We start from the raw sequence: 20,692 nt of genomic DNA, 5'->3' as shown, positions 1-20,692 counted from the left end.
CCCATGAAAACCAAAGCCGCCGTCGCCTGGCAAGCAGGCCAACCCCTCACCATCGAAACCGTGGACCTCCAGGGCCCGAAGTTCGGTGAAGTGCTGGTCGAGATCAAGGCCACCGGCATCTGCCACACCGACTACTACACGCTCTCGGGCGCCGACCCCGAAGGCATCTTCCCCGCCATCCTGGGCCATGAAGGCGCGGGCATCGTGGTCGACGTCGGTCCGGGTGTCACCACGCTGAAAAAGGGCGACCACGTCATTCCGCTTTACACGCCCGAATGCCGCCAGTGCAAGTTCTGCCTGTCGCGCAAGACCAACCTCTGCCAGCTGATCCGCGGCACGCAGGGCAAGGGCCTCATGCCCGACGCCACCTCGCGCTTCAGCCTCGACGGCAAGCCCATCTTTCACTACATGGGCACGAGCACCTTCAGCAACTACACGGTCGCGCCCGAAATTTCGCTGGCCAAGATCCGCGAAGACGCGCCCTTCGACAAGGTCTGCTACATCGGCTGCGGCGTGACCACCGGCATCGGCGCCGTGCTCTTCACGGCCAAGGTCGAAGCCGGCGCGAACGTCGTGGTGTTCGGCCTGGGCGGCATCGGCCTGAACGTGATCCAGGGCGCCAAGATGGTGGGCGCCGACAAGATCATCGGCGTCGACCTGAACCCCGAGCGCGAGGCCATGGCCCGCAAGTTCGGCATGACGCACTTCATCAACCCCAAGACCACCGAGAACGTGGTCGACGCGATCGTGCAGCTGACCGACGGCGGCGCCGACTACAGCTTCGAGTGCATCGGCAACACGCAGGTGATGCGCCAGGCGCTCGAGTGCACGCACAAGGGCTGGGGCCGCAGCATCATCATCGGCGTGGCCGAGGCCGGTGCCGAGATCAGCACGCGCCCGTTCCAGCTGGTCACCGGCCGCAAGTGGGAAGGCTCGGCCTTCGGCGGCGCGCGCGGTCGCACCGACGTGCCGAAGATTGTCGACTGGTACATGGAAGGCAAGATCAACATCGACGACCTGATCACGCACACCATGCCGCTGGAAGACATCAACAAGGGCTTCGACCTGATGAAGCGCGGCGAGTCCATTCGCGGCGTGGTGCTGTACTGAGCCCGAGGAGGCGCCCGCCATGAACCGCATGGAACCCTTGCGCACCATCGAAGCGGGCGTCCTCGAAGTCGCCTATTACGAAGCCGGCCCCGCCGACGGCCCGCCCGTGCTGCTGATGCACGGCTTTCCGTACGACATTCACACGTACGCCGAGGTCGCGCCCCTGTTGGCCGCGCAAGGTTGCCGCGTCGTCGTGCCGTACATGCGCGGCTACGGCGGCACGCGCTTCCTCAGCGACGCGACGCCGCGCTCGGGCGAACAGGCAGCGTTCGGCGCCGACCTGCTCGCACTGCTCGACGCGTTGAAGATAGAGCGCGCGGTGCTCGCCGGCTACGACTGGGGCGGCCGCGCCGCCTGCGTGGTCGCGGCGCTGTGGCCCGAGCGCTGCGCGGGGCTGGTCTCGCTCAACAGCTACAACATCCAGAACATCGCGAAGGCGATGGAGCCGGACACGGCCGAGAACGAACACAGCCTCTGGTACCAGTACTACTTTCACAGCGAGCGCGGCCGCGCCGGTTTAGCGAAAGACCGCAACGCGATCGCGAAGCTGCTCTGGAAACTGTGGTCACCGACCTGGAATTTCGACGACGCCACCTTCGCACGCAGTGCCGCCGCCTTCGACCATCCCGACTTCGTCGACGTGGTGATCCATTCGTACCGCCACCGCTTCGGCCTCGTGCCCGGCGACCCGGCCTATGCCGACATCGAACGGCGCCTTGCCGCGCAGCCGACGATCACCGTGCCCGCCATCACCTTCGATGGCATCGACGACGGCGTGCGACCGCCCGCCGATGCCTCGGCCCACGCGCACCGCTTCAGCGGGCCGCGTTCGCACCGCCTCGTGCCCGGCGCAGGCCACAACCTGCCGCAGGAAGCACCGCGCACCTTCGCCGACGCCGTGCTTGAACTCGTGCCCGCACTGATGCGCAGCCAGACGACCTCTTCTTCATGACCGACACCACTCCGACACTTCTTTCCGAACACCACGCCTTCGGCGGCGTGCAGCGCTTCTTCGAGCATCGCTCGCACGAGATCGGCCTGCCGATGCGCTTCTCTGTCTACCTGCCGCCGCAGGCCGCGACCGCAGGCAAGCCCGTTCCCGCCCTGCTCTACCTCGCGGGCCTGACCTGCAACGAGGAAACCTTCGCGGTGAAGGCCGGCGCACAACGCATGGCCGCGAGCCTGGGCCTGGCGCTCATCGCCCCCGACACCAGCCCGCGCGGCGCCGGGCCCGAAGGCCTGCCGGGCGCCAAGGACAACTGGGACTTCGGCATCGGCGCCGGCTTCTATCTCGACGCCACCGCCGAGCCCTGGGCCACGCACTGGCGCATGGAAAGCTGGATCGTCCACGAGCTGCTGCCGCTCGTGGCGCAGCACCTGCCCGTCGACGGCCAGCGCCTGGGCATCTTCGGCCACTCGATGGGCGGCCACGGCGCGCTCACGCTGGCGTTGCGGCACCCGGGGCGCTTCCTGTCGCTCTCGGCCTTCGCGCCGATCTGCGCGCCCACCCAGTGCCCGTGGGGCCAGAAGGCCTTCGCCGGCTACCTGGGCGAGCCGGGCGACGACCGCGCGCAGTGGCTCGCGCACGACGCCAGCGCGCTGATGCAATCGCAGACCGTGGCGCCCTATCCGCAAGGCATCCTCATCGACCAGGGCCTGGCCGACAAATTCCTCGCCGAGCAGCTGCACCCCGAAGTCTTCGAGGCCGCCTGCTTCGCCGCCGGCCAGCCGCTCACGCTGCGCCGCCATGCGGGCTACGACCACGGCTACTACTTCATCCAGAGCTTCATCGCCGACCACATCGCGCACCACGCGCAGACGCTGAACGGCTGACCACAAAGGGTGCAGCTCGCACCCGGCGTGGCTATCATGGTCCGCATGTCTGCCGCCCAGATTCCCGCCTTCGAGTTGCGCTCGCGCGATGGCGGCGCCGAAGAGAACATGGTGCTCGCCGGCATCTGGCGCCGCGCCTGGGTGTCGGCCAACCGGGGCGCCGCCCACGTCGAGCCCATCGGCCACTGGCTGCGCCGCGTGCAGACCGAATTCATCCCGCCCGCCGACGTGGTTCTGGCCGAGCGCGACGGCCAGGTGCTGGCCTTCATGGTGCTGCTCACGGCACGCGAGTACGTGGCCCAGCTGTTCGTCGAACCGCACCTGCGCAGCCAGGGCCTGGGCAAGGCGCTGCTCGACGAGGCCTGCGTGCGCATGCCGCACGGCTGGCGGCTGCACGTGGCCGTCAGCAACACCGAGGCGCAGCGCTTCTACGAACGCTACGGCCTCGTGCGCGGCGTGGTCGACCGGCACCCGGGCAGCGGGCGCGAACGCATCGCCTACCATTGGTCGCCTGCCCGCGCGCCCTGGCGCACGGGCTGACACCGCCCTCTTCCTTCTTCTTTCCCCATGCGCATCCGCATCGATCACATCGCCCTCTGGACCACCGACCTCGAACGCTGCAAGCGCTTCTACGTCGACTACTTCGGCGCCACCGCCGGCGCGGGGTATGTCAACCCGACCAAGGGCTTCGCCTCGTGCTTCCTGAGCCTGGGCGACGGCGCGCGCATCGAAGCCATGACCACGAGCACTCTGTCGCCCGTGGTCGCCGAGGCCGGCGCGCAGCGCATGGGCTGGACGCACCTCGCGATCTCGGTCGGCTCCGACGCCGAGGTCGATGCGCTCACGCAACGGCTGAAGGCCGACGGCTATCCGCTGCTCGACGGCCCGCGTCGCACCGGCGACGGCTACTACGAGAGCGTGGTGCTCGACCCGGACGGCAACCGCATCGAGATCACCGCATGAGCGCATTCGTTCAAAGCCTGCACGAGACCTTCGAACGCCTCGGCCGCATCGAAACCCGCCGCATGTTCGGCGGCCACGGCGTGTGGCACGAGGGCCGCATGATCGCGCTCGTCGCCAAGGACACGCTGTACCTCAAGTCCGATGCCGGCAGCGCCGCGCACTTCGATGCGCTCAACCTGCCGCCCTTCACCTACGTGCGCGCAGGCAAGGAGATGCCGATGTCGTACCGGCTGGCGCCGGCCGACCTGTTCGAAGACCGCGAGGAAGCCGCCCGCTGGGGCCGCCTCGCCTACGAAGCTGCGCTGCGCTCGGGCCAGCCGCCGAAGCAGAAGAAGCCCAAGCCCCAACCCAAGACACCCTCCAAGGCCGCGAAAGCGAAGACCCGGTGAACGAACAGAACAACAACAGCAACAACCCCAGCCACCGGCTCCCTCCGCTGCCCGAGCGCGAACAGATCGCGCTGCTCGATCCCTTCGACAGCCTCGACCTGAAAGACATCGTGGTCATCGCCTCGCTGGCCGAAGCCGAGCGCGCCGCAGACGAATTGCTCACGGCCGGCGTGGCCGGCTTCGACACCGAGTCGCGCCCCACTTTTGCAAAGAACGAGGTGTCGACCGGCCCGCACGTGGTGCAGTTCGCCACGCGCGACACGGCCTGGCTGTTCCAGCTGCACCGCGACGAGTGCAACCACGTGGTCGCGGGCCTGCTCGCCTCCACCGAGCTGCGCAAGGTCGGCTTCGGTCTCTCGAGCGACCTGTCGATGATCCGCCTGCGCCTGGCCATTGCGCCGCAGGCCGTCTTCGACATCGACGACGAATTCCGTCGGCGCGGCTACCGCCGCTCGGTCGGCGTGAAGACGGCGGTGGCGCTGATGTTCAACCAGCGCTTCGCCAAGTCGCGCAAGGCGACCACGTCGAACTGGGCGCACAAGCAGCTCAGCGAATCGCAGATCCGCTATGCAGCCAACGACGCCTATGCGTCGCTGCGCGTGTTCGACGCGCTCTTTCCGAACGGCTGACCGAGCGCGCGACTGCCGTCAGTCGCGCCCCGCTTCGAGGATCGCCTGCGCCAGCCGCTGCGGGTTCGAGAAGAACATCTCGTGGCTGCCCGGGCACTCCACGAGCCGGAACAACCCGAGCCGCTCCGACAGCCGCGGATGCCACGGCAGGCTGTGCGGCAGCGCCGTGTCCTGCAGGCAATTGACGTACGACTTGCCCAGCGCCAGCGCCGCCAGCGGCTGCTTCAGCTGGATCTTGTCGGTGAAGGTGCGGTACGGGTGCGGGTTGAGCTGGTCGTAGGCGGACTGCGCCAGCGCCAGGTCGGCGTCGTTGATGAAGGCCTCGCGCCAGATCTCGAACGGCAGCGTCACGGCGTTGTCGTTGCCTGCCGCCACCGCGTCGAACATGCTCACGTAATGCGGCGGCACCATGTCGTTGAGCGCCTCGCCATCGAGCGGCACGAAGGCGTTGATGTAGACCAGCCGCCGCAGCCGTGCCGCGATGCGATCGGCCACGCCCGAGATCACCATGCCGCCGTAGCTGTGGCCCACGAGCCGCACCTGCGTGAGGTCTTTGCCCTCGATGTAGCGGACCACCGACGCGATGGCGTCGTCCAGCCCGGTGTTCGCGCGGCTGTCGCCGGGGTTGTTGCCTGCCACGGTGGGGCAATGCACGGTGTGGCCGGCTGCGCGCAGGCCGTCGGCCACAGCCTCCATTTCAGCGCCGGTGTGCCAGGCGCCGTGAACCAGAACATAGGTGTCGGACATGGGTGTCTCCTTCGTTGGATGCGTCGTTGGGTGATAGACCGAGGCGACTGTAGAAAAAACGGTGCGTCGCGGGTGGCCGCTGCCTGCCAACCTGATGGCCGATTCGCGCCACCGGTCTTTTTGTTGCGTGGGTTGCCTCGATTCAATAATTCAAAGATACTTGAACTATGGAAGAAAACGATGTGGTCCGCGCCTTGGGCGCACTCGCGCAACCCGTGCGCCTGCGGGTGTTTCGTGCCCTGGTGGTTGCGGGGCCCGACGGGCTGACGCCGGGTGCGCTCACTGAAGCGCTGGCGGTGTCGGCCACGGGCCTGTCTTTTCATCTCAAGGAGCTGGTGAACGCGAGCCTGGTCTCTCAGGAGCGGCAAGGGCGCAACCTCATCTACCGCGCGTCGTTCGACCGGATGAACGGCCTGCTTGGCTACCTCACCGAGAACTGCTGCCAGGGGGAAGCCTGCCTTCCGGCGACTGCTACTCAAGCCTGCGACTGCTGACATGAAAGTCTGTGCTGTTGCACGCCGCGTGCGTGCGCTCTGGCGTGCTCCCGCCGACGGGGCACCTTGCTCCGCGAATGTCCTCCGCCCTTCGGGCTCCCCCTTGATTTCGCTGCGCAAGGCACCCCATCGACGTGAGCGTCGTTCGGTGCGGCTGTTGATCAACCAGCACCACGACCGCGCTCGGCGTGCGCAGGACACTGGGTGCTTCCCGCAGCGAAATCAAGGAGGAGGGCGAAGCCCGGGGGACATTCGCGGAGGGAAGTACCCGGTGGCCTGTGCACGCGCCCTGAACAACAACAAGAACTGACATGACCACAGCCCTCCTCATCTTCGCCTGCACGTTGGTGCTGGTCATCTGGCAGCCCCGCGGCCTCGGCATCGGCTGGAGCGCCATGCTGGGCGCCGTCATCGCCCTGCTCTTCGGTGTCGTTCACTTGGCCGACATCCCCGTGGTGTGGGGCATCGTCTGGAACGCCACCGCAACCTTCATCGCCGTCATCATCATCAGCCTGCTGCTCGACGAAGCCGGCTTCTTCGAATGGGCTGCCCTGCACGTCGCCCGCTGGGGGCGCGGCAACGGCCGGCGGCTGTTCGCCTTCATCGTGCTGCTGGGCGCGGCGGTGTCGGCCCTCTTTGCGAACGACGGCGCGGCGCTCATCCTCACGCCCATCGTGATGGCGATGCTCGTGGCGCTCGGCTTCCGGCCCGCCGCCACGCTCGCCTTCGTCATGGCGGCGGGCTTCATTGCCGACACGGCCAGCCTGCCGCTGATCGTGTCGAACCTCGTGAACATCGTGTCGGCCGACTTCTTCAAGATCGGCTTCAACGACTACGCGGCCGTGATGATCCCGGTGAACCTCGCTGCGGTCGCGGCCAGCCTTCTGGTGCTGATGCTGTACTTCCGCCGCGACATTCCAGCCAGCTACGACGTGGCGCAGCTCAAGAACCCCGTCGAAGCCATCCGTGACCCGGCCACCTTCCGGGCCGGTTGGGTCGTGCTGGTGCTGCTGCTCGTCGGCTTCTTCGGGCTGGAGCCGCTGGGCGTGCCGGTCAGCGCCGTGGCGGCCGTGGGTGCCGCCCTTCTTCTGGCCGTGGCTGCGCGCGGGCACGTCATCAGCACGCGCAAGGTGCTGCATGGCGCGCCGTGGCAGATCGTCGTCTTCTCGCTGGGCATGTACCTCGTGGTCTACGGGTTGCGCAACGCCGGGCTGACGAGCCAGATCGCGTCGCTGCTCGACGTGTTCGCGCAAGGCGGCGTGTGGGGTGCCGCCATGGGCACCGGCTTCCTGGCCGCAGGGCTGTCATCGGTCATGAACAACATGCCGACCGTGCTGGTGGGCGCGCTCTCGATCGACGCGTCGGGCGCCACGGGCCTCGTGAAGGAAGCCATGATCTACGCCAACGTCATCGGCTGCGACCTTGGCCCCAAGATCACGCCGATCGGCAGCCTGGCCACGCTGCTGTGGCTGCACGTGCTCGAGAAAAAGGGCACGACCATCGCCTGGGGCTACTACTTCAAGGTCGGCATCGCGATGACGCTTCCCGTGCTGGCCGTCACGCTGGCCGCGCTCGCGTTGCGCCTCAGCCTCGGCTGACCCCTTTCATTTTTCTTTCGTCCACCGAGATTCCCATGAGCGACATCACGATCTATCACAACCCCGCCTGCGGCACGTCGCGCAACGTGCTCGCGCTGATCCGCAACACGGGCGACGAGCCCACCGTCGTCGAGTACCTGAAGACCCCACCCGACCGCGCCACGCTCACAGCGCTGATCGCGGCGATGGGCGTGCCCGTGCGCGACGTGCTGCGCCAGAAAGGCACGCCGTACGACGAACTGGGTCTCGGCGATCCGAAGTGGAGCGACGAACAGCTCATCGACTTCATGGGGCAGCACCCGATCCTGATCAACCGCCCCATCGTCGTCACGCCGCTCGGAACGCGCCTGTGCCGGCCGTCCGAAGCGGTGCTCGACATCCTGCCGAAGCCGCAGCAAGGCGCGTTCGCCAAGGAAGACGGCGAAGCCGTGATCGACGCGAAAGGCCAGCGTGTCGCCAAGCCCTGACCTCCCCCACATCGACGCCGACGCGTTCCGCGTCCCCAGCCTGCAGGAGCTTCTGCCCACCGCACGCGCCACGCATGCGCCGCGCATCCTGCTGCTGTACGGTTCGCTGCGCGAGCGCTCCTACAGCCGCCTGCTGACCGAAGAGGCCGCGCGCCTGCTGCGCGCGATGGGCGCCGAGCCCCGCATCTACGACCCGCGCGGCCTGCCGCTGCCCGACGGCGAACCCGAAGACCATCCGAAGGTGCAGGAGCTGCGCGATCTCGCGCAGTGGGCCGAGGGCATGGTGTGGACCTCGCCCGAGCGCCACGGCGCCATGACCGGCATCATGAAGGCGCAGATCGACTGGATTCCGCTGGCCGTCGGCTCCGTGCGGCCCACGCAGGGCAAGACGCTCGCGGTGATGGAAGTGTCGGGCGGCTCGCAGTCGTTCAACGCGGTGAACCAGCTGCGCGTGCTCGGGCGATGGATGCGCATGATCACCATCCCCAACCAGTCGTCGGTGGCCAAGGCTTTTCTCGAGTTCGACGACGCGGGCCGCATGAAGCCCTCGCCGTACTACGAGCGCGTGGTCGACGTGATGGAAGAGCTAGTGAAGTTCACGCTGCTCACGCGCGACTGCGCGGATCACCTGGTCGACCGCTACAGCGAGCGGCGCGAGAGCGCGGAGGCGCTGTCAAAACGGGTCAACCTGCGCAGTATTTAGACACAAGCCAGGCAAGCTTCTTGCAACGGGGACGCCCGTTGCCCGGGCAATTCCCATGGCGGCGCGCGGCGCACCGACGTAGATTCCAGCGTAGAACTTAAGCGTCCGTTGTCGTCGCTTTCCCCCACTTTGGCCCCGCAGGAGTGTCCATGGACGCATGGTCGAGTCAGCAACTGTCCCCGCTGTACAGACGCGAGGTCTTCCGCTCGCGCGAGGCCGAAGAGACCGACGCGCGCGTGGCCCGCGAACTGAAGCCGCACCGCAGCGCGTGGGGCGCGGGCGATGTCGATGCCATCTTCTGCCGCGCCGAGATGAGCGCACTGTCGCTGTGCATCCTGCGCTACGGCTGCGACGTCGACATCGAGCCCGACGCGCTCGGCAACTTCGTGCTGGTGCAGATGCCGCTGCGCGGCCACGCCGACATCCACACCGGCGGCCAGACGCTGCAGATCCATCCCGGGCAAGGCGCCATCATTTCCGCCCACAAGCCGGTGCGCCTGCGCTGGCATGCCGACTGCGAACAGCTGATGCTGAAGATCGAGCTCAGCCGCCTGCAGGAAGTCGCGCGCCACGCCTTCGCGCTGCGCGGTGGCGACACCGTGGGCGAGATCGATTTCGACATGCCCTTACGGCTCGACGACGCCGCAGGCACGCAGTGGTGCCGCATGGTCGCGAGCCTGGCCTCGCTGCTGCCGGCGAACGAGTTCGAGCGCTACGACCCGCGCTGGCTCGCGCACTGCGAAGACAACCTCATGCTCTACCTGCTGTGCCACCGGCCGAACTCGGTGCTGCAGCGGCATGCCGACGCGCAGCGCGGCACCGAAGAAACCAGCCTGCGACAGCTGCGACGCGCCGAAGAGTTCATGCGCGAGCGGCTCGACTCGCTGCTGTCGCTCGAAGACGTGGCGCAGGCCGCGGGCGTCACGCGCCGCGGCCTCGCCCTGCTCTTCCGACGCTACCGCGACCTCTCGCCCGGCGAGGTGCTGCGCAACATGCGGCTCGATGCCGCGCACGCGCAGCTGGCGCGGCACGACGGCGCCAGCGTCACCGAGGTGGCGCTGAACTGCGGCTTCTCGCACCTGAGCCGCTTTGCCGCCTGCTACCGCGAGCGCTTCGGGCAGCTGCCGCGCGACACCTCGCGTGACACCGTGCAAGGCAATTCGCGCCTTTCTGTTTCGAGGCATTGAGCGCAGACGGGTGGGCTCGGGTCGCGCTGCAGTCCTGCATCGCTGGCGTCGCGATGTCTGGTAGAAAACGCCATGACCGTCTCACTCGCGGCTTCCCTCCTCAACCTCGCGCTCGGAATGGAGCTGTCAGCGGCAGACAAGGCCGACGGCAACCGCTTCACGCTGGAGGGCGCGACATGCAAGCCCGGGCCTGACGGCGGGCTCGAAATCCGGATACAGCACATCGAGGCCGCCGCACTGCGGCTTGCCTCGGGGCCGTTCGTGCTGGAGATCGGCCGCCTGGCGGTGCACGACCTGGTGACGCAGATACGAACCGACGCCGGCGCGACGCGCCTGGATGTCGTGGAGGCGCGCGAAGTCGAATGTGCAGGCTTGAAGCTGCAGGGCCCCCTCAACATGGCGCCGCACGTGCGCAAGGCAGGCGACGCCTCGCAGACGCCAGACGATGCGTGGCGCCTTGACCCGCTCGGCCAGGCCGAAGGCACGGTCCGCGCGCAGATCACCGATGCGCACTTGCTGTTCGATGCCGACGTGACGGTGCCGATCCGGCACGGCCAGATCGACTTCAACGATGCGACCGTCGAGCACGTCGGACCCGACTCGCGCATGGGCATCAGCCGGCTGGGCCTGTATGTCGATGCGCCCAACGGCCGCAGCTACCTGTACCAGTTCGCGTCGGCGCCGCTCGCCGGCGTGGAATTCGAGCACCGCGGCGCGCTGCTGGGCTCGTGGGTCTCCGAGCGCGGCAAGCTGCAACTGCAGGCCTTCGCAGAGTCGACGCTGCGACAAGGCCGCGAGAACCTCGACCCCGGACTGACCGCGCAGGCGCGCCTGTTGATGGCCCGCACCGGGCTGTCGGGCGAGGTCCGGCTCGGCGATGGGTTGCTCGCCATGCCAGGCCTGCAAGTGCATCTGCAGGGGCGCCATGAAGGGGCCAATGCCATCGCGCTGCACTCGAAGTCCGCCGGCCGCGGCTTGACCGCGGACATCGCCTCGCTGTCGGCGCGCGACGCCACCGCAACATGGAAAGGCGCGCAACTCGGCTTCGACGCGTTGACGGGAACGCTCAAGGTGCAGTTGCTGGTCGAAGGGCCCCCGATGCGCTTCGTGCTCGAACTGGAAAACGCCAAGCTCACGAAGCCGCGATTGGCGCCGCACTGAGCGGCGGGCCGCGCCGTTTACGCGCCTCAGGACTTCATCGCGCACTGCACGGCCGTGCGGTCCTGGTAGCGCTCCAGCACGGTGCCGATCACCTTGTTGGCGATGCGCCCGTTCGCGTCCTTGGCGATCACGCGCAGGTAGTAGTTCTGGATCGGGAAGTTGTTCGACCCATAGCGAAAGTCGCCGCGCACCGACTTGTAGTTCGCCGCCTTGATCGCCTTCAGCAGCGCGGGCTTGTCGGCCACCTTGCCGCCGACGTCGCGCACGGCCGCGTCCATCGCCATCAGCACGTCGTAGGCCTGGCCGGCATAGAACGACGGGTTGCGCCCGTTGTTCTGCTGGCGGAACGCCGTCACGAAGCGCTGGTTGGCGGCGTTGTCGAGGTCGAACGACCAGTGCGCGGTGTTGAACAGGCCGAGCATCGGCTCGCCGACGGCGGGGATCATGTCTTCGTCGGCCGAGAAGGCGGTGGAGATCAGCGCCACGTCTTTCGACAGCCCCGCGCCGACGAACTGCTTGATGAAGCTCACGCCCATCGCGCCGGGCAAAAAGAAGTACAGCGCATCGGGCTTCGACGCGCGGATCTGCGCGAGCTCGGCCGAGTAGTCGAGCTGCCCGAGCTTGGTGTACAGCTCGTCGCCCACGCCGCCCTTGAAGGTGTGCTTGAAGCCGTTGATGGCGTCCTTGCCGCCCGGGTAGCTGGGCGCGATCATCGCGACCTTCTTGAAGCCCTTGTCCGAGGCGAACTTGCCGGCCGATTCGTAGTACGCGTCGTTCGGGTACGAGGCGCCGAAGAAGTACGGGTTGCAGCCCGCGCCCGAATAGCCGCTCGGGCCGGTGTTGCTCGACAGATAGGGCACCTTGGCCGCGAAGAGCGGCGGGCCCACGGCCAGCGCGACCGACGAGCCGACGGGCCCGGTGAACAGGTCGATCTTGTCGCGCAGCAGCATGCGCTCGACCACCTGGCGCGCCATCTCGGGGTTGCCTGCCGTGTCGGCCTCGACGAACTCCACCGGCACGCCGCCGAGCTTGCCGCCCAGCTGCTTCATCGCGACGGCGAAGCCGGCCTTGGCCTCGGCGCCGCCGACGGCGAAGGGGCCGGACAGGTCCATCGCCAGGCCGACTTTCACGGTCTGCGCCTGCGCGGGTAATGCCAGCGCGCCCACCAGGACGGTGAGCGCGCACAAGACGGATCGGGGCGTGGCCTGCGACATGAAAGGTCTCCTCGGGAGTGAGTTCGTTGAACGTGGGGGCTGCAGCAAATGCAGGGCGCAGTCTCTGTGCGGCGGCGGCGTCCCGCTATCCGTTTCGTGCGGCGCAAACCGCTGCACGAAATGGACAGACAACGCCCCGGCACGCTCCCCAGAATCGCCGCCGACCCCACCACTTCGAGAGACGAACCGATGAGCGACACCATCGACATTCCCACCGGCGACGGCACCCAGACCTTTCGCGGCTACCTGGCCCTGCCGGCCTCGGGGCGCGGCCCCGGCATCGTGCTGTGCCAGGAAATCTTCGGCATCAACGACTACGTGCGCGAGGTGGCCGACCTCTACGCCGAAGAGGGCTACGTGGTGCTCGCGCCCGACCTGTTCTGGCGCATGGAGCCCGGCGTCGATCTGGGCTATTCGCCCGAGGACTGGCAGCGCGCCTTCGGCTTCTTCCAGAAGTTCGACATCGAAGCCGGCGTGGCCGACGTCACGGCGAGCGTGAAAGCGCTGCGCGCGCACCCGGCCTGCACCGGCAAGGTCGGCGCACTGGGCTTCTGCCTCGGCGGCAAGCTGGCCTACCTGGCCGCCGCGCACTCGGGCGTGGACGCGGCCGTGGGCTACTACGGCGTGGGCATCGAAGGCGCGCTCGACCTCGTGCCGAAAATCGAGTGCCCGATCGCCCTGCACTTCGCGGAGCTCGACCAGTTCTGCCCGCCCGAAGCACGCGCCCAGGTGCTCGCAGCCTTCGCCGGCCAGCCCGATGCGCAGATGTACGTCTACCCCGGCGTCGACCATGCATTTGCACGCACCGGCGGCGACCATTTCGACAAGCCCTCCACGCTCATGGCGCACCAGCGCTCGATGGCGCTGTTCAAGGACGCGATCGGCCCGGTGTACGACCTCTCGACGCTGTGGGACAAGCACTGCGAGTACGAGTTCGCCACGCGCGACGTGGTCGCCACCATGGCCACGATGGTGAGCGAGCCCTACGTGAACCACATCCCGACCATGACCGGCGGCGTGGGCGCCAGGGAGCTGTCGCGCTTCTACAAGCACCACTTCATTCCGAGCACACCGCCCGACACGCGGCTCACGCCCATCTCGCGCACGGTGGGCGCGACGCAGATCGTGGACGAGATGCTGTTCAGCTTCACCCACACGGTCGAGATCGACTGGCTGCTGCCGGGCATCGCGCCCACCGGCAAGCCGGTGGAGATTCCGCTCGTGGCCATCGTGAAGTTCCGTGGGGACAAGCTCTACCACGAGCACATCTACTGGGACCAGGCCAGCGTGCTGGTGCAGATCGGCCTGCTCGATCCGAAGGGCCTGCCCGTAGCCGGCGCCGAGACCGCGCGCAAGCTGGTCGACGAAACACAGCCGTCGAACACGCTGATGCCGCGCTGGGAAAAATCGACCGGGCTCACCATCGCCGACCCGGCGCTGCCCTTGGGATGAGCGGCGCCTCCGACATGCTGGCGCTGGTCGTGGACGCGGTCACGCCGCTCACGCCGGCCATCAAGGCCTTCGTGCTGCGCTCGGCGAACGGCGAGCCCCTGCCGCCGTTCGCGCCGGGCGCGCACCTGGGCGTGCAGGTGGTGCAGGCCAACGGCCACGCGGGTCAACGCGCCTACTCGCTCGCCAAGCCGCACGACGGCTCGGACCGCTGCGAAATCGCGGTGCTGTGCGAGCCCCAAGGCGCAGGCGGTTCGACCTGGATGCACGCGCTGCAACCCGGCGCCACGCTGGCCGCGCACGCGCCGCGCAACGACTTCGCGCTGCACGCGGGCAGCACGCCGCCGCTGCTCCTTGCGGGTGGCATCGGCATCACGCCGCTGTTGTGCATGGCGCGCTCGCTTGCGGCCGAAGCGCGCCCCTTCGAGTTCGTCTATGCCACACGCAGCGAGGACGCCACGGCCTACCTGCACGAGGTGCGCGCGCTCGGTGGCACCGTGGTGCACGACGGCGGCGACCCGTCACGCGGCATTGACCTGCGCGCGCTGCTGGCCGCACCCGTGCCCGGCCGCCACCTGCATGTGTGCGGCCCGCGCGGCATGGTGCAGGCCGTGATCGACACCGCCCGTGCGCTCGGCTGGCCCGACGACCACGTGCACTTCGAACTCTTCGCCGGCGCCATCGAGCAGGCGGGCGATGCGCCCTTCGAGGTGCGCACGCTGCGCTCGGGCAAGACGCTGACCGTGGCGCCGCACCAGAGCCTGCTCGACGTGCTCATCGCCGCGGGCCTGGACCCGCTGTACGACTGCCGCCAGGGCGACTGCGGCGTGTGCGTGGTCGACGTGGTCGAGGGCGTGCCCGACCACCGCGACCACAACCTCAGTCCGCGCGAGAAGGCGGACGGCAAGACCCTGTGCACCTGCGTGTCGCGCGCGAAGACGCCGCACCTGGTGCTCGACATCTGATGACGTTTCAGGAGACCCACCCGATGAATTCCGTGATCCCCATCATCCCCATCGCGGCGACAAACCCGATCGACATCCAGTCGCTCGTGCAGCCCGACCGCGTGCACAAGCGCGTCTACACCGACCCCGCCATCTTCGAGCTGGAGATGGACCGCGTGTTCGGCCAGGCCTGGATCTACATCGGCCACGAAAGCCAGGTGCCCAAGCCCGGCGACTACTTCACCACCCGCCTGGGCCGCGAGCCCGTGGTGATGGTGCGGCACACCGACGGCCAGGTGCATGTGATGTTCAACCGCTGCCCGCACAAGGGCGCCAAGCTCGTGCCCGACGGCAGCGGCAGTGCCGGCAAGTTCCTGCGCTGCCTGTACCACGGCTGGACCTTCAAGTGCGACGGAAGCCTGCTGTCGGTGCCGCTGCGCAGCGGCTACGAATGCACCGCGCTCGACCTGAAAGACCCGCAGTACGGCGTGCGCAAGGTCGCGCGCGTGGCCACGCACCGCGGCTTCGTGTTCGCGAGCCTGTCGGAAGATGGACCCGAGCTGAAGGAATTCCTGGGCGGCGTGGCCACGTCGCTGGACAACTTCTGCGACCGCGCGCCGGAAGGCGAAGTCGAGGTCGCCGGAGGAGTGCAACGCGTGATTCAGCGCAACAACTGGAAGATCTTCTTCGAGAACCTGCACGACACCATCCACGCCGTGGCCACGCACGAGTCGTCGTGGCGCGCGGCCAAGGAAGAGCACGAATCGATGCCCGCCGGCACGCCCAAGCCCTTCGAGGTGGTGATCGTCGACGGCAACGGCGAGCCGCTGGAGTTCTGGGAGAAGCTGGAACTCAAGGGCTACGACCACGGCCACGGCTTCATGGAAGGCATCTTCGTGCCGCCGACCGACCCGGTGAGCCTGGCCTACGTGGCCTCGCTCGAAGCCGCGAAGGGCGCCGAGCGCACCGACGAGATCCTGCGCGTGAACCGGCACAACACCATCGTGTATCCGAGCTGTTCGCCGCACACCTCGTTCCAGCAGATCCGCGTGATCCGGCCGCTCTCGGTGGACCGCACGCTGGTCGAGATCTTCAGCTTCCGGCTCAAGGGCGCGCCCGAGGCCACCTTCCAGCGCACGCTCAAGTACACCAACATCGTCAACGCGCCCTCGTCGAACGTGATGTCCGACGACCTGGAGGCCTACAACCGCGTGCAGGAAGGCCTGGGCTCCGACGGCGGCGACTGGGTCAGCATGCACCGCGCCGCGGGGCGCGACCAGCCGCTGCCGGGCGGGCGCGCGTCCAACGGCAACAGCGAGATGCCCTCGCGCAACATGTTCGCGGCGTGGGCCGGGTACATGGGCGTCGACACGGGCACGCAGACCGGGAGCGCCGAATGAACTTCCGCGACTGGAACGAACAGCAGGACCTCACGCAGTTCCTGCACCACGAGGCGCGCCTGCTCGACGAGCACCGCTGGGACGAATGGCAGAAGCTCTTCACGCCCGACGGCCTGTACTGGGTGCCGCTGGTGCACGGCCAGGTCGACCACCTCAACCACGCCTCGCTGTTCTGCGAGGACGCGCTGCTGCGCTCGATGCGCGCGCGGCGGCTCGAGCAGGCGCGTGCCTATTCGCAGCAGCCGCCCACGCGCACCGTGCACGTGCTGGGCAACATCGCGCTCGAATCGCGCGACGACGACGCAACCTGCACCGTGCGCTCGACCTTCCTGCTGCTGGAGTGGCGCAAGACCGAACAGCGCACCTTCGGCGGCAGCGTGCGGCACACGCTGCGCCGCGCCGACGACGGCTGGCGCATCCAGACCAAGCGCATCGACCTCGTCAACTGCGACGCGCCGCACGAAGCCTTGCAGGTGTTCCTGTGAAGGCCGCGCTGCTGGCGATGCACTACCAGAACGACGTGCTGCACGTCGACGGCAAGGTGCGCGTGGGCGTGGCCGCCGACGACCCCGCGCGCCCGCGCCTCATCGCCGCGACCGCACGGCTGATCGCCGGTGCGCGCGCGAACGGCGTGCCGGTGATCTTCGTGCGCATCGCCTTCGCACCCGACTACGCGGACTGCCTGCACAACTGCACGCTGTTCCGGCGCGTGGCGGAGAGCGGCGCGGTGCAGGAAGGCAGCTGGGGCGCCGGCTTCTACGACGAGCTCGCGCCGCTGCCGGGCGAGGCCATCGTCACCCACAAGCGCAACAACCCCTTCTGGGCCAGCGGGCTCGAAGAGGCGGTGCGTGCCACCGGTGCCAGCCGCCTGTACGTGGCCGGCATCGCGACCAACCACGTCGTCGAGCACGGCGCGCGCCACGCGAGCGACCTGGGCTACGACGTGGCGGTCGTCGCCGACGCCTGCAGCACCGCGCAGGCGCACCTGCAGGCAGCGAGCCTCGAAACCCTGGCGATGCTCGCGGACGTGGTGCACGTGGACGACGCCGTCGCGCAAATGGGAGGCCGGTCATGACGGCGCTGCAAGGCAAGGTCGCGATCGTGACGGGCGCCGCCGCACTGCTGGGCAGCGCCATCGTGCGGGCCTTCGTGCAGGCCGGCGCGCGCGTGGTCGCCGTCGACATCGACGCGGCGCGCGGCGCCGCACTGGCGGCCGATGTGGGCGCAGGCTGCCGCTTCGTCGCCTGCGACATCGCCTCGGACGATGCGCTCGATGCACTCGTGGCCGGCACGCTGCGCACCGAAGGCCGCATCGACTTCCTCGTCAACAACGCCGTGGTCTACGGCGATGCAGGCCTGGATTCCGCGCGCGCCGACTGGCTGGCCGCGCTGAACGTCAACCTGGTCTCGGGCGCGATGCTGGTGCAGAAGACTGCCGACGCGCTGGCTGCGCACGGCGGCGCCATCGTGAACATGGGCAGCGTCGGCGGCAAGTTCGGCGCGGCGGGCCGGGCGCTGTACCCCGCAGCCAAGGCCGCCATCCTGCAGCTCACGCGCAACCAGGCCGCCACGCTGGCGCCGCGCGGCGTGCGGGTGAACTCGGTGTCGCCGGGCTGGACCTGGTCGGACGCGCTGTCGCGCATGGCGAACGGCGACCGCGCACGCGCTGACCGCGTCGGCGCGCCGATGCACCCGCTGGGCCGCGTGGGCGACGGCGACGACGTGGCGCAGGTGGTGCTGTTCCTGTGCTCGGACGCGGCGCGCTTCGTGACCGGTGCGGACATTCCGGTCGACGGCGGCTTCTCGATGCTGGGGCCGGACCAGGGGCGGTCGGCGCGGGACTGGTTCGAGGCGTAGCAGCCGTTCAGCCGCGCGACTGCCGCAGCGCGCCCGGCGTGCCGCCCAGATGGCGGCGGCACAGGCGCACGAAGTGCGAGGCATCAGCCAAGCCGACGCGCAGCCCGATCTGCGCCACGCTCAGGCGGTCGAAGCGCGCATCGGCCAGCATGCGCTGCGCCACCTGCATGCGGCAGGCGGCCAGCGCGTTGGCGAACGTCGTCGCGCCCTCGCCCGCTTGCGCGAGGCAGCGGTGCAGGCTGCGCTCCGAAATGCCGAGCCCCTGCGCCACGGCCGCGGCCGTGAGGCCCGCCTCGGCATGGCGCTCGCGCGTGGCGTCGAGCACGCGCTGGCGCAAGGCCGCGCGGCCACACGCGTCGGGCACCGCCACGCCGGGACCGAGCGCCAGGGCCAGCAGGCCGCCGAGCTGGTCGGCCAGCAGCGCCGCCGGCAGCGGCGGCCGCGTGGCCACTTCGGGCGAGAGTGCCCGGGCAAAGCCGCTGAGCGCCGCGCCCCAGCCGCTGTGGCCGTCGATGCGGCGCGCCACGTGGTCTCCGGCATCGGGCAGCCACGACTCGACCCAGGCGGTCGGCAGCTCGATCGACACGGTGTCAGCCGACTGCTGCAGGTGGAAGGCGTAGCAGCGGCGCGAATCGACCAGCACCGCGTCGCCGGGCAGCAGGCGCGCCGAGCGCTCCTCCTGCACCGCGACCCAGGGCGAATCGGCCTTGCACAGCAGGTAGTAGTAGTTCTGGCGGCTGTGGGCGATGGCGCGGCGCGTGCGGTAGACGTCTTGCGCGCTGCCGCGCACGCGGTTCACATGCAGTGGCCCAAGCGGTGCGGATTCGAGCGAGGCGCCGAAGCCGCCGGCCTGCGGGCTGGTCACATCCATCTCGAGAAAGCCCTCGCAGATCGCGCCGATCCAGTAGTCCAGCCGCTGCGGCGGCGGCACCGCGTCGGTCGACCAGGTGTGGATCGCTGCGGGGGTTGCGGACATGGCGGCGGAGGTCATCCCGCCAACATAGCCAGCCCCGACCCGTTTGCCAAGCGGGTATAGACGCCCTCCGACGCCGCGCCGCACAGGTGCCCGGCACAATGACCGGCTACTTTTTTCCAACCGCACACGCACGAAGGGCCCGGCACACATGAGCAAGCAAAGCGATTTCGGATTGATCGGCCTGGCCGTGATGGGACAGAACCTGGTGCTGAACGTGGAAAGCCGCGGCTTCCAGGTCAGCGTCTACAACCGCACCGAGGCCACCACCGAGGCCTTCATTGCCGCCAACCCCGGCAAGAAGCTGGTCGGCGCCAAGACGCTCGAAGAATTCGTTCAAAGCCTGGCCAAGCCCCGCAAGATCCAGATCATGGTGAAGGCCGGTGCGCCGGTCGACCAGGTGATCGAACAGCTGATCCCACTGCTCGACAAGGACGACATCGTCATCGACGGCGGCAACAGCCTGTACACCGACACCGAGCGCCGCGACGCCTACCTCGCGAGCAAGGGCCTGCGCTTCATCGGCGCGGGCGTGTCGGGCGGCGAGGAAGGCGCGCGCAAGGGGCCGTCGATCATGCCCGGCGGGCCGCTCTCGACCTGGGAGGTGATGAAGCCGATCTTCGAGAGCATCGCGGCCAAGGTGGACGGCGAGCCCTGCGTCATTCACATCGGCCCGGGCGGCGCGGGCCACTACGTGAAGATGGTGCACAACGGCATCGAGTACGGCGACATGCAGCTGATCTGCGAGGCCTACAGCCTGTTCAAGGCCGCCGGCTTCACGACCGACGAGATGGCCGCGATCTTCAACGAGTGGAACGAGGGCGAGCTGCAGAGCTACCTGATCCAGATCACCGCCAAGGCGCTCGAACAGAAAGACCCGGAAACCGGCCAGCCGGTGGTCGACCTCATCCTGGACAAGGCCGGCCAGAAAGGCACGGGCCAGTGGACGCTGCTGAACGCGGCCGAGAACGCGGTGGTCATCAGCACCATCAACGCCGCGGTCGAGGCGCGCGTGCTGTCGTCGCAGAAGAAGGCACGCGTCGCGGCCAGCCAGCTGCTGCACGGGCCGGTGCCCGCGCTGTCGATCGAGAAGCAGGCCCTCGTGGCCAAGGTGCACGACGCGCTCTATGCCTCGAAGGTCATCAGCTACACGCAGGGCTTCGACCTCATCCAGACGATGGGCGAGAAGAAAGGCTGGAAGCTCGACCTGGCGGGCATCGCGTCGATCTGGCGCGGCGGCTGCATCATCCGCGCGCGCTTTTTGAATCGCATCACCGACGCCTTCCGCACCGACCCGGCGCTGGGCAACCTGATGCTCGACCCGTTCTTTCAGGACCTGCTGAACCGCACGCAGCAGAACTGGCGCGAGGTGGTGGCGCTGGCGGTCAGCAACGGCATTCCGGTGCCGGCCTTCAGCGCCTCGCTGGCCTACTACGACAGCTACCGCACGGCACGCCTGAGCGCGAACCTGCTGCAGGCGCAGCGCGACTTCTTCGGGGCGCACACGTACGAGCGGGTCGACAAGCCTGAAGGCCAGTTCTTCCATACGGACTGGCCCGAAGTCATCGAGTAAG

The 20,692-nt window shown here is 68.5% G+C and carries 23 protein-coding genes; 20 read left to right on the top strand and 3 right to left on the bottom strand.

The annotated features are described in order from the left end of the window. The first annotated feature begins 3 nt into the window (after positions 1 to 3). The 7 genes from CY658_RS21355 to CY658_RS21325 are packed head-to-tail and all read left to right on the top strand — an operon-like array spanning position 4 to position 4,924. Positions 4 to 1,110 (top strand): S-(hydroxymethyl)glutathione dehydrogenase/class III alcohol dehydrogenase, encoded by a 1,107-nt coding sequence (locus tag CY658_RS21355; RefSeq protein ID WP_101492101.1) that lies wholly within the window; start codon positions 4 to 6, stop codon positions 1,108 to 1,110. Positions 1,111 to 1,129: 19 nt separating this feature from the next. After that, complete coding sequence (locus CY658_RS21350) at positions 1,130 to 2,062, top strand: alpha/beta fold hydrolase (RefSeq protein WP_101492100.1); 933 nt, start codon at positions 1,130 to 1,132, stop codon at positions 2,060 to 2,062. Continuing rightward, positions 2,059 to 2,943 (top strand): S-formylglutathione hydrolase, encoded by an 885-nt coding sequence (fghA, locus tag CY658_RS21345; RefSeq protein WP_101492099.1) that lies wholly within the window; start codon positions 2,059 to 2,061, stop codon positions 2,941 to 2,943. The genes CY658_RS21350 and fghA overlap by 4 nt, the downstream gene beginning before the upstream one ends. Positions 2,944 to 2,979: 36 nt before the next feature. Continuing rightward, positions 2,980 to 3,483, top strand: coding sequence for a GNAT family N-acetyltransferase (locus tag CY658_RS21340; protein WP_101492098.1), 504 nt, complete (start codon positions 2,980 to 2,982; stop codon positions 3,481 to 3,483). 27 nt (positions 3,484 to 3,510) lie between these two features. Beyond that, the gene (locus CY658_RS21335) at positions 3,511 to 3,906 is read left to right on the top strand and encodes a VOC family protein (RefSeq protein ID WP_257884958.1); all 396 of its coding nucleotides are present in this window, start codon (positions 3,511 to 3,513) and stop codon (positions 3,904 to 3,906) included. Then, the gene (locus CY658_RS21330) at positions 3,903 to 4,295 is read left to right on the top strand and encodes a TfoX/Sxy family protein (protein ID WP_101492097.1); all 393 of its coding nucleotides are present in this window, start codon (positions 3,903 to 3,905) and stop codon (positions 4,293 to 4,295) included. The genes CY658_RS21335 and CY658_RS21330 overlap by 4 nt, the downstream gene beginning before the upstream one ends. Beyond that, positions 4,292 to 4,924, top strand: coding sequence for a 3'-5' exonuclease (locus tag CY658_RS21325; protein WP_101492096.1), 633 nt, complete (start codon positions 4,292 to 4,294; stop codon positions 4,922 to 4,924). The genes CY658_RS21330 and CY658_RS21325 overlap by 4 nt, the downstream gene beginning before the upstream one ends. A gap of 18 nt (positions 4,925 to 4,942) precedes the next feature. Here CY658_RS21325 and CY658_RS21320 read toward each other — a convergent pair whose 3' ends face one another. Continuing rightward, a complete protein-coding gene (locus tag CY658_RS21320) occupies positions 4,943 to 5,671 on the bottom strand; it encodes an alpha/beta fold hydrolase (protein WP_101492095.1) in 729 nt (242 codons plus the stop codon). Between the two features lie 167 nt (positions 5,672 to 5,838). On the opposite strand from CY658_RS21320, the gene CY658_RS21315 reads away from it, so the two are divergent. The 6 genes from CY658_RS21315 to CY658_RS21290 all read left to right on the top strand — a co-directional run bounded on the left by CY658_RS21315 (position 5,839) and on the right by CY658_RS21290 (position 11,281). Continuing rightward, positions 5,839 to 6,165, top strand: coding sequence for an ArsR/SmtB family transcription factor (locus CY658_RS21315; RefSeq protein ID WP_101492094.1), 327 nt, complete (start codon positions 5,839 to 5,841; stop codon positions 6,163 to 6,165). 311 nt (positions 6,166 to 6,476) lie between these two features. Beyond that, on the top strand, positions 6,477 to 7,763 hold the full coding sequence (locus CY658_RS21310; protein WP_101492093.1) for an arsenic transporter: 1,287 nt from the start codon (positions 6,477 to 6,479) through the stop codon (positions 7,761 to 7,763). 35 nt (positions 7,764 to 7,798) lie between these two features. Continuing rightward, complete coding sequence (arsC, locus tag CY658_RS21305) at positions 7,799 to 8,230, top strand: arsenate reductase (glutaredoxin) (RefSeq protein ID WP_101492092.1); 432 nt, start codon at positions 7,799 to 7,801, stop codon at positions 8,228 to 8,230. Continuing rightward, on the top strand, positions 8,214 to 8,933 hold the full coding sequence (gene arsH, locus CY658_RS21300; protein ID WP_101492091.1) for an arsenical resistance protein ArsH: 720 nt from the start codon (positions 8,214 to 8,216) through the stop codon (positions 8,931 to 8,933). Before arsC ends, arsH begins: the two co-directional genes overlap by 17 nt. A 149-nt stretch (positions 8,934 to 9,082) precedes the next feature. Next, on the top strand, positions 9,083 to 10,120 hold the full coding sequence (locus tag CY658_RS21295; protein WP_101492090.1) for an AraC family transcriptional regulator: 1,038 nt from the start codon (positions 9,083 to 9,085) through the stop codon (positions 10,118 to 10,120). Positions 10,121 to 10,192: 72 nt separating this feature from the next. Then, complete coding sequence (locus CY658_RS21290) at positions 10,193 to 11,281, top strand: hypothetical protein (RefSeq protein ID WP_101492089.1); 1,089 nt, start codon at positions 10,193 to 10,195, stop codon at positions 11,279 to 11,281. 26 nt (positions 11,282 to 11,307) lie between these two features. Here CY658_RS21290 and CY658_RS21285 read toward each other — a convergent pair whose 3' ends face one another. Then, a complete protein-coding gene (locus CY658_RS21285; RefSeq protein WP_101492088.1) occupies positions 11,308 to 12,495 on the bottom strand; it encodes an ABC transporter substrate-binding protein in 1,188 nt (395 codons plus the stop codon). A 189-nt stretch (positions 12,496 to 12,684) separates the two neighbouring features. Between CY658_RS21285 and CY658_RS21280 the strand changes: the two genes are divergently transcribed. Genes CY658_RS21280 through CY658_RS21255 form a run of 6 tightly spaced genes read left to right on the top strand, consistent with a single transcriptional unit; the run spans position 12,685 to position 18,145 of the window. Continuing rightward, positions 12,685 to 13,947: a dienelactone hydrolase family protein gene (locus tag CY658_RS21280; protein WP_101492087.1), complete on the top strand. Its 1,263-nt coding sequence runs from the start codon at positions 12,685 to 12,687 to the stop codon at positions 13,945 to 13,947. Beyond that, a complete protein-coding gene (locus tag CY658_RS21275; protein WP_101492086.1) occupies positions 13,944 to 14,909 on the top strand; it encodes a PDR/VanB family oxidoreductase in 966 nt (321 codons plus the stop codon). The genes CY658_RS21280 and CY658_RS21275 overlap by 4 nt, the downstream gene beginning before the upstream one ends. 23 nt (positions 14,910 to 14,932) lie before the next feature. Next, positions 14,933 to 16,288, top strand: a complete 1,356-nt coding sequence (locus CY658_RS21270) for an aromatic ring-hydroxylating dioxygenase subunit alpha (RefSeq protein WP_101492085.1) — start codon at positions 14,933 to 14,935, stop codon at positions 16,286 to 16,288. After that, positions 16,285 to 16,773 (top strand): aromatic-ring-hydroxylating dioxygenase subunit beta, encoded by a 489-nt coding sequence (locus tag CY658_RS21265; RefSeq protein ID WP_101492084.1) that lies wholly within the window; start codon positions 16,285 to 16,287, stop codon positions 16,771 to 16,773. The genes CY658_RS21270 and CY658_RS21265 overlap by 4 nt, the downstream gene beginning before the upstream one ends. Further along, on the top strand, positions 16,770 to 17,363 hold the full coding sequence (locus CY658_RS21260; RefSeq protein ID WP_101492083.1) for a cysteine hydrolase family protein: 594 nt from the start codon (positions 16,770 to 16,772) through the stop codon (positions 17,361 to 17,363). Before CY658_RS21265 ends, CY658_RS21260 begins: the two co-directional genes overlap by 4 nt. Next, positions 17,360 to 18,145, top strand: coding sequence for an SDR family oxidoreductase (locus tag CY658_RS21255; protein ID WP_101492082.1), 786 nt, complete (start codon positions 17,360 to 17,362; stop codon positions 18,143 to 18,145). The genes CY658_RS21260 and CY658_RS21255 overlap by 4 nt, the downstream gene beginning before the upstream one ends. Positions 18,146 to 18,152: 7 nt before the next feature. Here the strand turns inward: CY658_RS21255 and CY658_RS21250 are convergent, their stop codons facing one another. Further along, entirely contained in the window at positions 18,153 to 19,121 is a 969-nt protein-coding gene (locus CY658_RS21250) for a helix-turn-helix domain-containing protein (RefSeq protein WP_101492081.1), read from the bottom strand. A 148-nt stretch (positions 19,122 to 19,269) separates the two neighbouring features. Between CY658_RS21250 and gnd the strand changes: the two genes are divergently transcribed. Beyond that, entirely contained in the window at positions 19,270 to 20,691 is a 1,422-nt protein-coding gene (gene gnd, locus CY658_RS21245; RefSeq protein WP_101492080.1) for a decarboxylating NADP(+)-dependent phosphogluconate dehydrogenase, read from the top strand. Position 20,692: the final 1 nt, after the last annotated feature.

The organism is Variovorax sp. RO1 (assembly GCF_002849325.1).
Classification (GTDB): Bacteria; Pseudomonadota; Gammaproteobacteria; order Burkholderiales; family Burkholderiaceae_C; genus Variovorax.
This window is presented reverse-complemented; position numbering and strand designations above follow the sequence as displayed.

Excerpts from the sequence above, each read along its gene's own strand:
- CY658_RS21335 (WP_257884958.1), top strand. The coding sequence starts at position 3,511 with ATGCGCATCCGCATCGATCACATCGCCCTCTGGACCACCGACCTCGAA.
- CY658_RS21280 (WP_101492087.1), top strand. The coding sequence starts at position 12,685 with ATGAGCGACACCATCGACATTCCCACCGGCGACGGCACCCAGACCTTT.
- CY658_RS21255 (WP_101492082.1), top strand. The coding sequence starts at position 17,360 with ATGACGGCGCTGCAAGGCAAGGTCGCGATCGTGACGGGCGCCGCCGCA.
- arsC (WP_101492092.1), top strand. The coding sequence starts at position 7,799 with ATGAGCGACATCACGATCTATCACAACCCCGCCTGCGGCACGTCGCGC.
- CY658_RS21330 (WP_101492097.1), top strand. The coding sequence starts at position 3,903 with ATGAGCGCATTCGTTCAAAGCCTGCACGAGACCTTCGAACGCCTCGGC.
- CY658_RS21310 (WP_101492093.1), top strand. The coding sequence starts at position 6,477 with ATGACCACAGCCCTCCTCATCTTCGCCTGCACGTTGGTGCTGGTCATC.
- CY658_RS21355 (WP_101492101.1), top strand. The coding sequence starts at position 4 with ATGAAAACCAAAGCCGCCGTCGCCTGGCAAGCAGGCCAACCCCTCACC.
- CY658_RS21270 (WP_101492085.1), top strand. The coding sequence starts at position 14,933 with ATGAATTCCGTGATCCCCATCATCCCCATCGCGGCGACAAACCCGATC.
- gnd (WP_101492080.1), top strand. The coding sequence starts at position 19,270 with ATGAGCAAGCAAAGCGATTTCGGATTGATCGGCCTGGCCGTGATGGGA.
- fghA (WP_101492099.1), top strand. The coding sequence starts at position 2,059 with ATGACCGACACCACTCCGACACTTCTTTCCGAACACCACGCCTTCGGC.
- CY658_RS21295 (WP_101492090.1), top strand. The coding sequence starts at position 9,083 with ATGGACGCATGGTCGAGTCAGCAACTGTCCCCGCTGTACAGACGCGAG.
- CY658_RS21290 (WP_101492089.1), top strand. The coding sequence starts at position 10,193 with ATGACCGTCTCACTCGCGGCTTCCCTCCTCAACCTCGCGCTCGGAATG.
- CY658_RS21320 (WP_101492095.1), bottom strand. The coding sequence starts at position 5,671 with ATGTCCGACACCTATGTTCTGGTTCACGGCGCCTGGCACACCGGCGCT.
- CY658_RS21285 (WP_101492088.1), bottom strand. The coding sequence starts at position 12,495 with ATGTCGCAGGCCACGCCCCGATCCGTCTTGTGCGCGCTCACCGTCCTG.
- CY658_RS21250 (WP_101492081.1), bottom strand. The coding sequence starts at position 19,121 with ATGTCCGCAACCCCCGCAGCGATCCACACCTGGTCGACCGACGCGGTG.
- CY658_RS21315 (WP_101492094.1), top strand. The coding sequence starts at position 5,839 with ATGGAAGAAAACGATGTGGTCCGCGCCTTGGGCGCACTCGCGCAACCC.
- CY658_RS21265 (WP_101492084.1), top strand. The coding sequence starts at position 16,285 with ATGAACTTCCGCGACTGGAACGAACAGCAGGACCTCACGCAGTTCCTG.
- CY658_RS21275 (WP_101492086.1), top strand. The coding sequence starts at position 13,944 with ATGAGCGGCGCCTCCGACATGCTGGCGCTGGTCGTGGACGCGGTCACG.
- CY658_RS21350 (WP_101492100.1), top strand. The coding sequence starts at position 1,130 with ATGAACCGCATGGAACCCTTGCGCACCATCGAAGCGGGCGTCCTCGAA.
- CY658_RS21340 (WP_101492098.1), top strand. The coding sequence starts at position 2,980 with ATGGTCCGCATGTCTGCCGCCCAGATTCCCGCCTTCGAGTTGCGCTCG.